At 44.2% G+C, this 12,377-nt stretch carries 13 protein-coding genes; all 13 read left to right on the top strand.

Going from position 1 to position 12,377, the window contains the following annotated elements:
• The first annotated feature begins 5 nt into the window (after nucleotides 1-5).
• The 13 genes from fliN to Q4549_RS14540 all read left to right on the top strand — a co-directional run bounded on the left by fliN (nucleotide 6) and on the right by Q4549_RS14540 (nucleotide 12,360).
• A complete protein-coding gene (fliN, locus tag Q4549_RS14600) occupies nucleotides 6-377 on the top strand; it encodes a flagellar motor switch protein FliN (RefSeq protein WP_137671400.1) in 372 nt (123 codons plus the stop codon).
• Nucleotides 377-781 (top strand): flagellar biosynthetic protein FliO, encoded by a 405-nt coding sequence (gene fliO, locus Q4549_RS14595; protein ID WP_303552962.1) that lies wholly within the window; start codon nucleotides 377-379, stop codon nucleotides 779-781. The genes fliN and fliO overlap by 1 nt, the downstream gene beginning before the upstream one ends.
• On the top strand, nucleotides 771-1,514 hold the full coding sequence (fliP, locus tag Q4549_RS14590; protein WP_303552963.1) for a flagellar type III secretion system pore protein FliP: 744 nt from the start codon (nucleotides 771-773) through the stop codon (nucleotides 1,512-1,514). Before fliO ends, fliP begins: the two co-directional genes overlap by 11 nt.
• Nucleotides 1,515-1,530: 16 nt before the next feature.
• Complete coding sequence (locus tag Q4549_RS14585; RefSeq protein ID WP_303514280.1) at nucleotides 1,531-1,800, top strand: flagellar biosynthetic protein FliQ; 270 nt, start codon at nucleotides 1,531-1,533, stop codon at nucleotides 1,798-1,800.
• 23 nt (nucleotides 1,801-1,823) lie between these two features.
• Nucleotides 1,824-2,579, top strand: a complete 756-nt coding sequence (fliR, locus tag Q4549_RS14580) for a flagellar biosynthetic protein FliR (RefSeq protein ID WP_303514473.1) — start codon at nucleotides 1,824-1,826, stop codon at nucleotides 2,577-2,579.
• A 17-nt stretch (nucleotides 2,580-2,596) separates the two neighbouring features.
• Complete coding sequence (flhB, locus tag Q4549_RS14575; RefSeq protein ID WP_303514282.1) at nucleotides 2,597-3,724, top strand: flagellar biosynthesis protein FlhB; 1,128 nt, start codon at nucleotides 2,597-2,599, stop codon at nucleotides 3,722-3,724.
• A gap of 97 nt (nucleotides 3,725-3,821) precedes the next feature.
• Nucleotides 3,822-5,933 (top strand): flagellar biosynthesis protein FlhA, encoded by a 2,112-nt coding sequence (gene flhA / locus Q4549_RS14570; protein ID WP_303552964.1) that lies wholly within the window; start codon nucleotides 3,822-3,824, stop codon nucleotides 5,931-5,933.
• Between the two features lie 37 nt (nucleotides 5,934-5,970).
• Nucleotides 5,971-7,395, top strand: a complete 1,425-nt coding sequence (gene flhF / locus Q4549_RS14565; RefSeq protein WP_303552965.1) for a flagellar biosynthesis protein FlhF — start codon at nucleotides 5,971-5,973, stop codon at nucleotides 7,393-7,395.
• Entirely contained in the window at nucleotides 7,385-8,278 is an 894-nt protein-coding gene (locus tag Q4549_RS14560; RefSeq protein WP_137671393.1) for a MinD/ParA family protein, read from the top strand. Before flhF ends, Q4549_RS14560 begins: the two co-directional genes overlap by 11 nt.
• Nucleotides 8,271-8,990: an RNA polymerase sigma factor FliA gene (locus tag Q4549_RS14555; protein ID WP_303514292.1), complete on the top strand. Its 720-nt coding sequence runs from the start codon at nucleotides 8,271-8,273 to the stop codon at nucleotides 8,988-8,990. Before Q4549_RS14560 ends, Q4549_RS14555 begins: the two co-directional genes overlap by 8 nt.
• Before the next feature lie 127 nt (nucleotides 8,991-9,117).
• Nucleotides 9,118-9,501, top strand: a complete 384-nt coding sequence (gene cheY / locus Q4549_RS14550) for a chemotaxis response regulator CheY (RefSeq protein ID WP_084681816.1) — start codon at nucleotides 9,118-9,120, stop codon at nucleotides 9,499-9,501.
• 13 nt (nucleotides 9,502-9,514) lie between these two features.
• Entirely contained in the window at nucleotides 9,515-10,255 is a 741-nt protein-coding gene (locus Q4549_RS14545; RefSeq protein WP_303552966.1) for a protein phosphatase CheZ, read from the top strand.
• An 11-nt stretch (nucleotides 10,256-10,266) separates the two neighbouring features.
• Nucleotides 10,267-12,360: a chemotaxis protein CheA gene (locus tag Q4549_RS14540; protein ID WP_303552967.1), complete on the top strand. Its 2,094-nt coding sequence runs from the start codon at nucleotides 10,267-10,269 to the stop codon at nucleotides 12,358-12,360.
• Nucleotides 12,361-12,377: the final 17 nt, after the last annotated feature.

Genomic DNA, 12,377 nt, shown 5'->3' with positions numbered 1-12,377 from the left:
AAAATATGAGTGATCAAGACGATATGGCGGATGAGTGGGCTGCAGCAATGGCTGAAGTAGAGCCCGCACCGTTAGAAGAGTTTGTTGATGAATCGCAACCTATTAGCGAAGAGCAGCAACGTAAGCTTGATTCAATAATGGATATTCCTGTTACCATTTCAATGGAAGTTGGCCGTAGTAATATTAGTATTCGTAACTTACTACAGCTTAACCAAGGTTCGGTAGTTGAACTAGACCGGGTAGCTGGTGAACCTTTAGATGTGCTGGTAAACGGTACCTTAATCGCCCATGGCGAAGTAGTGGTAGTGAATGACAAGTTTGGTATTCGTCTGACGGATGTAATCAGTCAAACAGAACGCATTAAAAAGCTCAAATAATGCGCAGCTCATTCGGTTTACTGCTTATTCTATCTATTGCCTTGCCTGCGGCTGCAGAGCAAGAAATTAACGCGGCGCCCAGCTCTCAAGTTGAATTGCTCTCTTGGGTAATGTCTTTAGCTGTAGTGCTGGTGACCATTTTGGTTTGTGCTTGGGTGCTTAAGAAAACTCGATTAAATCAATTTGCTGGCGGCCAGTCTAAAGTTATCACTAATTTGGCACTGGGCACTCGCGAGCGCATTATGGTGGTAGAAATAGGTGAGCAACAATATTTGCTGGGGGTCACCGCCCAGTCAATAAACCTATTAGATAAGTTGGAGCAACCACTGGAAGCGAAACCGAATAAAATGAGTGGCCATTTTGCTAAACAGCTGCAAGGGATATTGTCGAAAAATGAAAAGTAAGCTGTTTTACGGTTTATTATTGTGCTTTGCATTTGTTGCACCTAGCTTTGCTCAAGAGGGTATTTTACCTGCCATAACGATGACCACCAATCCCGATGGTGGTCAAGAGTATTCGGTTACTCTACAAGTCTTAGCCTTGATGACCGCGCTGTCTTTTTTGCCAGCGATGGTCATTATGATGACGTCGTTCACTCGAATCGTGGTGGTGATGTCAATTTTGCGTCAGGCAATGGGTTTACAGCAAAGCCCGTCTAACCAAGTCATTATTGGTATTGCTTTGTTTTTAACTTTTTTTATTATGTCGCCAGTGATAGAAGAAGTGAACCAGCAAGCGATACAGCCGTATTTGAGTGAAGAACTTACTTCTATGCAAGCTTTTGAGCGCGCAAAAGAACCGCTTAAAGAATTCATGCTAGCGCAAACACGCCTTACTGATCTAGAAACCTTTGTAAAGATTGCTAAGGTCGAAGTAGGTTCACCAGAAGAAGTACCGTTTAATGTGCTTATTCCTGCATTCATTACTTCCGAGTTAAAAACCGCCTTCCAAATTGGCTTTATGTTATTCATACCATTTTTGGTGATTGACTTAGTGGTGGCCAGTATTCTAATGGCCATGGGTATGATGATGCTGTCCCCAATGATTGTATCGCTGCCCTTCAAACTAATGTTGTTTGTATTGGTTGATGGCTGGAGCCTAGTGATGGGCACCCTTGCAAACAGTTTTGGCGTATAGACAAAAGGAGCCATAGATGGAACCGGAAGTCTTTGTAGATGTATTTCGCCTGGCATTAGGGCAAGTGGTTATCTTAGTGTCTGCTGCGATTATCCCAAGTTTGCTGGTGGGGCTCATTGTAGCTATTTTCCAAGCAGCCACTTCGATTAATGAACAAACCTTAAGTTTTTTGCCACGTTTGTTAGTCACACTTGCTTCGCTAATGATTGCTGGCCATTGGTTTACCGGAAAACTGATGGAGCTGTTTTTCACTATGGTTGATATGATCCCTCAGGTTGTTGGTTAGTGGAGTTTCCCTCCGACCTAATTATGGCGTGGATTGGCCAATATCTTTGGGCCTTAACTCGCGTAGCTGCAATGTTAATGGTATTGGCGAGTTTTGGTGGCAAATCGGTTCCTACTCGAGTTCGCTTAATGTTAGCTTTGGCGATTACTTTTGCATTAGTGCCGGTGTTACCAGACGTTCAAGGTATCGAAGTCTTCTCCTTTCAAGCTATTATCGTGATTCTTCAGCAAGTATTAATTGGTGTAGCGATCGGATTTATTTCTCAGCTATTAATGCAAACGTTTGTGGTTGGCGGGCAAATTATTGCGATGCAAACCAGCTTGGGTTTTGCCTCTATGGTAGACCCGAATAATGGCCAAAGTACTCCTGTTGTTGGTCAATTCTATTTGTTGTTGGCAACATTACTGTTTTTGGCCATTGACGGGCATCTGCAGCTCATTACCTTAATCGCAATGAGTTTCGAAACGATTCCCATCGGTATGAGCGGTTTAGGCACTATTGATTATCAACACCTTGCTGGTTGGTACTCTCAGCTTTTTCTGGCCGCGCTTGCCTTGTCTATTTCGTCTGTTGTTGCCATGTTACTTGTGAATTTTTCTTTTGGTGTTATGACCCGAGCAGCACCCCAGCTGAATATTTTTAGTATTGGCTTTGCGGTAAGTATGTTGTTTGGTTTATTTATTCTTTGGCTCACTATTGGTGGGTTCTTAGCGCACTTTGAACGTCAGTGGGAGGTTGGCCGCAGTACAGCATGCGCTCTATTGCGCATAGGTTGTTAACCTAAGGTCAAATTATTATGGCAGATGACGATCAAGAAAAAACGGAAGACCCCACGGGGAAAAAGCTTGAAGATGCTCGAAAAAAAGGACAGGTCGCTCGTTCTAAAGAATTAGGTACTGCCGCGGTACTCATTACTGCTGCTATCGCCATCATGGCGTTTGGCAGCATGTTGGCTGAATCTATGGTGAAGGTTTTCCAGTTAGCTTTTACGATGACCCGGGAGCAGGTGTATGACGTTAATCTCATGCTTAAGAACATCGGCATTATAGGCATGTTGTTGGTTAAGCCACTAATGTGGATTATGGGCTTTATTACACTAGCGGCCTTAATTGGCAATACTTTGTTAGGGGGAATGTCTTTTAGTTGGGAGGCTGCCAGGCCAAAAGCCAGTAAGATGTCGCCGCTTCAGGGCTTTAAACGGATGATGGGACTTCAAGCTTTTGTTGAACTTATAAAAAGTATTGCCAAAGTTGTTGTAATCGCAGGTGTAGTTTGGTTTGTACTGCGTTGGAAGTTCGCCGAAATCCTCACTCTTAGTATGCAGTCGATACCTGGCTCGATTGTTAATGCGTTAGACATGCTGCAGTGGATGTTACTAGCCCTAGTTTGCAGCTTGATTGTTATCGTGATTATTGATGTGCCTTATCAAATTTGGAATCACAACAAGCAGCTGAAAATGTCTAAGCAAGAAGTGAAAGACGAACATAAAAACATGGAAGGTAGCCCTGAAGTGAAAGGGCGGATCCGTCGCTTGCAAATGGAAATGGCTGCTCGCCGAATGATGGCTGATGTGCCGCAAGCAGATGTGGTAGTGACCAACCCAACACACTTTTCTGTCGCACTTCAGTATGACAAGGAGGGTACTGGCGCTCCCAAAGTGGTGGCAAAAGGGGTTGATGAGGTAGCGATGAAAATCCGCGAAATTGCTCGTCATTATGAAGTACCGATTATGGAAGCTCCTGCGCTCACTCGTTCGTTGTATCACACCACTAAAATTGGTCACGATATCCCCGAAGGTTTATACGTTGCAGTTGCCCAAATATTGGCTTTTGTTTTTCAACTGGAGCAATACCGCAAGGGTAAAGGTAAGCGACCTAAACCGGTGGTTAATGATTTACCTATTCCTAATGAGCTTCGATATTAGTCTCAATTCTCATCGCCAATTTTTTGAGTAAAGGTATTGGCTCGCTTATTGCTTTTCTTGTTTCATCAGTTGTTAGGAAGTCAGTATTTCGTCATTTATGGAATTCATTAATCGTCTCACCAGCTTTAAGCTTCAAGATCTAAAAAAAGTTGATGTTAATGTCATAAAAGGTGTTGGCACGCCAGTTGTGGTGCTAGCCACATTAGGCATGGTTGTATTACCAATGGCGGCATGGCTGTTGGACATATTGTTTGCCTTTAACATCTCCCTCGCCTTAGTGGTATTACTGGTAGCTATTTATACTAAACGCCCGCTAGATTTTGCTGTTTTCCCAACGGTGTTGTTGATTGCAACACTATTGCGCCTTGCACTAAACGTTGCTTCCACTCGTGTTGTACTGCTTGAAGGCCACAATGGCGGTAACGCTGCCGGTAATGTTATTGAAGCCTTTGGTTCGGTGGTAATTGGTGGCAACTATGCGGTAGGTTTGGTGGTGTTCCTTATCTTGATGATCATCAACTTTGTGGTCGTAACTAAAGGTGCTGGCCGTATCGCAGAAGTAAGTGCCCGCTTTACTTTAGATGCAATGCCCGGTAAACAAATGGCGATTGATGCCGATTTAAACGCTGGCATCATTGACCAAGAACAAGCCCGAACACGCCGAGCAGACGTAACCAACGAAGCGGACTTTTATGGTTCTATGGATGGTGCCAGTAAGTTTGTTAAAGGGGACGCAATCGCGGGTATTCTCATTCTGTTTATTAACATTCTTGGCGGCTTTATTATTGGTGTGGCTCAACATGATTTAACCTTTGCTGAAGCGGCAGAGGTTTATACTTTGCTTACCATTGGTGATGGCTTAGTTGCACAGATACCTTCACTACTCTTATCTATAGCTGCCGCGTTGGTAGTTACTCGTCAAAATACCGAAGCAGACATGGGCGAGCAGGTTAGCTTGCAGATGTTTAGAGACCCGCGGGTAATGATAATCTGTGGTTCAATTTTGTTCATTATGGGTATTGTCCCAGGTATGCCTCATTTGGCATTTCTTACTTGTGCAGCTGTGTGTTTAGGTGCGGCTTGGATGCGTCATAAAGGCGATGCTAAAAAAGCGGCTGATACTTCAATGCAGCCAGCGAACTCGAGCCCAAGTGCAAGTAGCGAACCAAAAGAATTGGGTTGGGATGATGTTCAACCAGTTGATGTTATAGGCTTGGAAGTAGGGTACCGCCTAATTCCATTGGTGGATAAAAGCCAAGGTGGTGAATTGCTGGCTCGTATTAAAGGAGTGCGTAAAAAGCTTTCTCAAGATCTTGGTTTTTTGGTTCCAGCGGTGCATATTCGTGACAACTTAGATTTAGGTCCGAATCAATATCGTATTACCTTAATGGGTGTCACTTACGGGGAATCGGAAGTTTTTCATGATAGAGAAATGGCGATTAACCCAGGCCAGGTATTTGGTAAAATTGAAGGCCAGCCTACTACCGATCCTGCATTTGGTCTTGAAGCTGCGTGGGTAGCAACAGAGCAACGCGAGCACGCTCAAACTCTTGGGTACACAGTCGTTGACTCTGCTACGGTGGTAGCTACTCACTTGAGCCAACTCCTTACCAATAATGCATCTAACTTGCTCGGCCATGAAGAAGTACAGAATCTATTAGATATGTTAGGTAACAACTTGCCTAAGTTAGTAGAAGGTTTGGTGCCAGATACGATGACGCTATCCACAGTGGTTAAAGTGCTGCAGAACTTACTCAACGAAGGTGTGCCTATTCGCGATGTACGCAGTATTGTACAAACCTTGGTAGAGTACGGGCCGAAAAGCCAAGACCCAGATATTCTCACTGCCGCTTGTCGTATTTCTTTGAAACGTTTAATTGTGCAAGAGCTAATTGGCAGTGAAGCTGAATTACCGGTTATCACCTTGTCTCCAGACTTGGAGCAGATATTGCATCAGTCTATGCAAGCAGCAGGTAATGATGGTGCTGGAATGGAACCTGGTTTGGCAGAGAAGTTACAAGTTTCACTTAACGAAGCCTGTCAAAATCAAGAGTTGGCTGGTCAACCCGCTATTTTGTTAACCTCGGGAATTTTACGCTCAAGTATGTCTCGATTTGTTAAAACAGCGATGCCAGCACTAAGGGTTCTTTCTTATCAAGAAGTACCAGAAGATAAACAAATACGTATTGTGAGCTCAGTAGGGCAGTAGCCTGAAGAGTCTGACAAAAGGAAGGTGAACAGTGAAAATGAAACGCTTTTTTGCGAAAGACATGCGAACTGCATTAGCCGAGGTAAAAGAAACCTTAGGCAGTGATGCGGTAATTATGTCGAATAAAAAGGTCACTGGCGGCATTGAAATTGTTGCTGCAGTTGAACCTTCCAATTTAAAAAACAGTGCTGCAGAGAGCAGCAGAGAACTGGCGGAAGACAGCGTCAAATTATCGTCCCGGAATCCCGCTGCGGCAAAGAAAGCGCCAACAAACCAGCATCCTGGTCATGATTTTGACGAAAATGCCAGTTTGAAAGATAACTTAACCAACTTCATGCAACGTCACCAAAAGCGCCAGCAAGAAAATTTGCAACAATCTACCTTAAAACAGCAACAACAATCGCAGCGCCCTCGTACCGTTCAAGCACCGCGTTCTTTAGCGCAGCAACAGGGCTGGGTACAACAAGGTTCTTTATCAAGTCAACCTGCTCAATCCCGTTCTGCTCAGCAGCCTAAGCAAGATTCTGCTGGAAATGAAGTGGGTGAATTGAAGAAAGAAATGGCAGCGATGCGCAAGTTACTCGAGCACCAAGTCTCTGGCTTGATGTGGCAAGAAGTTGAGCGTCAAGAACCGGTTCGAGCGATGCTCATTAAGCAATTGCAGCTAGTTGGTTTTGATGAGGACATGGCTGACCAAATCGCCGGTTATATTCCTGAAGAACTTGGTGTGCAAGAAGGCTGGCAGCATTTACGTGAGTTGCTCGCAAACCAACTTCCGGTCGGCCAAGATGAAATTCTGCTTAAAGGCGGTGCAATTGCTTTATTAGGGCCAACGGGCGTGGGCAAAACCACTACCATTGCCAAATTAGCCGCTCAGTTTTCTATGCGTCATGGCGCAGATAGCGTAGCGATGATTACCACCGATACCTATCGAATTGGCGCGCATGAACAACTTGCTACCTATGGGAAGATTATGGGTTGTGCAGTGCGGGTTGCTAACGATGAAGAAGAGTTGTCTCAATTGTTGTATCAATTTAAAGATAAAAAACTGGTGCTAATTGATACTGCCGGTATGAGCCAACGAGATTTACGTTTACACGAACAACTCGACAAGTTAGTTAAGAATAGCCGCGTGAATATACGTAACTATTTGGTGATGTCAGCTAACGCTCAACGTCGTGTTATTGAAGAAACCGTGAATCAATTCCAGCGAATTCCTCTCGCGGGTACCATACTTACCAAATTAGATGAGAGCTTGGCCTTAGGCGAGGTTTTAAATGTCACCTTGCGCCACGCTTTGCCAATCAGTTACGTTACACATGGCCAGCAAGTGCCAGAAGATATTGCAGTTGCCGAGCCAACCAAGTTAATTGAGCAAGCGCTGTCAGTAATTGATACTCAGTCTCAGCAACATTTCTGGTTTAGTGAAACCGAACAGCAGAAGGTTTCAGATGTATTCTAAAGACAACGAATTTGATCAAGCTAGCGGCTTAAGAATGATGCAACAAAAAAATAATGTGAAAGTTATCGCTGTAACCGGTGGTAAAGGTGGTGTTGGTAAAACCAACGTTACCCTAAATATGGGCATTGCTATGGCAGCCCAAGGTAAGCGTGTAATGGTGCTGGATGCCGACTTAGGCTTGGCAAATGTAGATGTACTATTAGGCCTACGCGTAACCAAAAACTTATCGCATGTACTATCTGGCGAGTGCACATTAGATGAAGTGCTCGTAAAGGGGCCTAACGGTATTTTAATCGCCCCGGCAACTTCTGGTACCCAATCAATGGTTGAATTGAGCCCAGCAGAGCATGCAGGATTGATTCGCGCATTCAGTAGCTTGAAAACCCCCATTGATATATTGCTGGTAGATACTGCCGCTGGTATTTCCGATATGGTGCTGAGCTTTGCTAAAGCCTCACAGGATATCTTGGTCGTGGTTTGTGATGAACCCACATCGATTACTGATGCGTATGCTTTGATTAAACTATTGTCTAACAAGCACGGCGTATACAAATTTAAAGTAGTGGCAAACATGGTTCGTAGTCTAAGAGAAGGCCAAGAACTGTTTGCTAAACTCACTCGTGTTACCGATCGCTTTTTAGACGCCACCTTAGAACTCGTATCGTGTATTCCATACGACAACAATGTTCGACTCGCTGTACGTAAACAGCGTGTCGTGGTTGAAGCGTATCCTAAATCTCCCGCTTCTTTAGCTTTTCGCTCTTTAGCGAGTAAAGGAGCTACTTGGCCGATTCCGGAACAAGCAGGTGGCCATTTGGAATTCTTCATCGAGAATCTTCTCGAATTCGGACAACGTAAAAATAGAGAACAGCTTAGTGAATAAAGTTGCCGCTTATGCCAGCGCTAGTGACACTAATGTGTTGGTGGAACGCCATGCAAATTTGGTAAAACGGATAGCGCACCATTTAATGGCGCGCCTGCCGGCTAGCGTAATTGTTGATGATCTGATTCAGTCTGGAATGATTGGTCTTATCGAAGCTGCGCGTAATTTTGATGGTACCAAAGGTGCGAGTTTCGAAACCTATGCCGGGATCCGTATTCGTGGCTCAATGCTTGACGAAATTCGTCGTGGTGACTGGGTACCACGTTCTGTGCATAAAAACAGCCGCGCTATCAGTGAAGCTATTAACGCAGTTGAAAAAGAAAAGAATGGTGATGCCAAAGATGCTGAGGTTGCTGCTAAGCTGGGTGTAAGCCTAAGCGAATATCATTCAATGTTGTCTGACGTAAACTGTGGCCGAATTCTTGGTATTGAAGATCTTGGCGTGAGCGAAGATGTTATTTCTAGTGATGAAAGTCGCGAGCAAAATCGACCATTTGAAGGCTTTGCTAATCAACGCTTTCAACAATCGCTAGCCGATTGCATTAAAGGCTTACCAGAGCGCGAAGCGCTAGTATTGTCGCTATATTATGACGAAGAACTTAACCTTAAAGAAATTGGCGAAGTATTAACCGTAAGCGAGTCAAGAGTCAGTCAAATACATAGCCAAGCGCTTGCTCGAGTGAAAACTCGAATGCGAGATTGGACACAATAGAGAAATTCATCCTTACAAATATGATAAAAGATGGACTAAAATTGTGTTTATTAAGGCATAATATCTTTATTACATAAATTTTTAGCCCGTTTTGAGGCTTGCAAAACATCCTGTTGGGGGACGTACCTTGGATAAAAATATGAAAATTCTGGTTGTTGATGATTTTTCAACAATGAGAAGGATTATTAAAAACCTACTTAGAGATTTAGGTTTCAACAATACTCACGAAGCTGATGACGGTAATACTGCGTTGCCAATGCTTAAAGGTGGGGACTTCGAATTTGTAGTGACCGATTGGAACATGCCGGGTATGGAAGGCATTGATTTATTAAAGAATATTCGTGCCGACGAAAGCTTGTCTCATTTACCTGTGTTAATGGTTACGGCAGAAGCGAAACGCGAACAGATTATTGAAGCCGCGCAAGCCGGCGTAAATGGTTATATTGTAAAACCTTTCACAGCTGCCACACTAAAAGAGAAGCTAGATAAGATTTTCGAAAGATTACAATAATAAAGGAAGATGTGTGAGCACTGATACTCCGATCATCTCATTAGCCGATGCCAAAGCTTTGGTGTTGCTACTTGAAGAAGGAAACGTCTCCGAGGCGAATCAATTTGTCAGTGAGCTGTGTGCTCCTAAGGCCAACCTGTTGTTTGACAAAGTTGGTCAGCTCACACGTCAACTTCACGATTCATTAAATGATTTCAAGCTAGATATTCGTATTAATGAATTGGCTAATCAGGAAATACCTGATGCAAAAGAGCGGTTAAACTATGTAATAGAGATGACCGACCAAGCCGCTAATAAGACCATGGATGCGGTTGAATCTGGCCTCCCTATTGCCGATCAATTAACCAGTGAAATCAACAATATTATGCCTGTTTGGCAAAGTTTGATGGAACGAAGAATTGAAATTGGCCAATTTAAAGCGCTATGTCACCAAATCGATATTTTCCTTAATAGTTCTTCAGCAAATGCCGATAAACTACGAAGTATGTTAACTGAAATATTGATGGCTCAAGATTTTCAAGACTTAACTGGGCAAATGATTCGTAAAGTAATCACCTTAGTTCAAGAAGTTGAAGAAAGTTTAGTGGAAATGCTGACCTTGTTTGGCAATGATAAAGCTGAAGTTATAGAGAAAAAAGCTCCTGCAAAATCGGCCATTGAAGCCGAAGGGCCAATATTAAATAAAGAGCAAAGGGATGACGTTGTTAACGATCAAGATGATGTTGATGACCTGTTATCTAGTTTAGGATTTTAAGGGAGTAGCGCATGTCGTTTGATGTAGATGAAGACATCTTACAAGACTTTCTCGTAGAAGCGGCGGAGATCCTTGAGCAGCTGTCTGAACAGTTGGTTGATTTAGAGAAACGTCCAGATGATAGTGACTTATTAAATGCTATCTTTCGCGGCTTCCATACCGTAAAAGGTGGCGCAGGCTTTTTGTCTCTTACCGAGCTTGTCGATGTTTGTCATGGTGCAGAGAACGTTTTTGACACCTTGCGTAACGGTGGGCGGGGTGTCTCGCCAGAGCTGATGGATGTTATTCTTGAAGCTCTTGATGCTGTTAATGATATGTTTGCTCAAGTGCAGGCTCGCGAACCGTTAACACCAGCTTCTCCAGATATTATTGACCGCCTGCATCATCTTTCTCAACCTGAATCCGCAGATGAAGCTCCAATTGCCGCCGCTGAGCCCGAGCCAGTAGCTGTTCCCGAACCTGTCGCTCCAGCAGCTGATAGTGGGAACATTGATGAAATCAGTGATGATGAGTTTGAACGTTTACTTGACGAGCTTCATGGTAGCGATGCGCCTAAGCCTGCAGCTCCTGCGCCGAGCGCGGCCGCTCCGGCTAGTGACGGTGATATTTCCGATGACGAGTTTGAAAAACTTTTAGATGAGTTACACGGTTCTAAAGCACCTAGTGCAGCAGCGCCAGCTCCAAAAGCTGCCGACCCCGTGCCCGCAACTAGCGGGGAAGAGATTGGCGATGACGAATTTGAAAAGTTATTGGACCAGCTACATGGTGCTGGAAAAGCGCCTGACGTTAAGCCAGCCGCTCCAGCCAAGCCTGCAGCACCTGTCACGAAGCCTGCTGCTGCGGTTAAGCCAGCTGCCCCTGCGAAGCCAGCTGCTAAAGCTGCGCCAGCCAAAGCAGAACCCGCCAAAGCTCCTACCAAGCAAGCTGTGCCTCAAGGTGAAACGACTGTTCGTGTAGATACACGTACACTTGACGACATCATGAATATGGTCGGTGAATTGGTATTAGTTCGAAATCGCTTAGTAAGCCTTGGCTTAAATAGTAACGATGAAGACATGTCTAAAGCCACTGCCAATCTAGATGTAGTGACGGCTGACTTGCAAGGCGCGGTAATGAAAACCCGCATGCAACCTATTAAAAAGGTGTTCGGACGTTTTCCTCGAGTAGTACGAGATCTAGCTCGTAGCCTTAAAAAAGATATTAATCTTGAGTTGGTCGGCGAAGAAACCGATTTAGATAAGAACTTAGTTGAAGCTTTGGCCGATCCATTGGTCCACTTAGTCAGAAATTCAGTAGACCATGGTATAGAAATGCCAGATGAGCGAGTGGCTTCAGGCAAACCTCGTACTGGTGTTATTCGTTTATCAGCCTCGCAAGAAGGCGACCACATCCTATTGATGATTGAGGATGATGGCGCAGGCATGAATGCTGATAAGCTTAAATCAATTGCTGTTGAGCGCGGCGTATTAGATGCCGATGCAGCAGCCAGAATGCCAGACAAAGATGCTTATAGCCTGATTTTTGCGCCAGGTTTCTCAACCAAAACCGAAATTTCTGATATTTCTGGTCGTGGCGTAGGAATGGACGTGGTGAAAACCAGTATTACTCAGCTAAACGGCTCAGTAGATATTGACTCTCACCTTGGTCAGGGCACCACTTTACAAATTAAAGTGCCGTTAACTTTGGCTATTTTGCCTACCTTGATGGTTGATGTAGGTAAACAAACCTTTGCATTGCCATTAACCAGTGTGAACGAAATATTCCACCTAGATTTGACCAAAACCAATGTGGTTGATGGTCAAGAAACGGTTATTGTTCGCGATAAAGCTATCCCGCTTTTCTATTTGCAAGATTGGCTGATTAGAAATGGCCAACCTGGTGAACGAAGCTCGCAAGGGCATGTAGTGATTGTTCAGATCGGCCCTCAGCAAGTTGGCTTTGTGGTTGATAACCTTATTGGCCAAGAAGAAGTGGTTATTAAGGCTTTAGATCAATTATTGCAGGGCACGCCTGGCATGGCTGGTGCAACAATCACCAGTGATGGCCGCATTGCATTGATACTTGATATTCCTAGCTTACTAAAACGCTACGCTCGTAAAATGTAAGCGTTGCCTCTAAGAAG

The organism is Agarivorans sp. 2_MG-2023 (genome assembly GCF_030548085.1).
Taxonomy (GTDB): domain Bacteria; phylum Pseudomonadota; class Gammaproteobacteria; order Enterobacterales; family Celerinatantimonadaceae; genus Agarivorans.
Note: the sequence above shows the minus strand (reverse complement) of the source record. Positions and strands in the feature narration are given on the sequence as shown.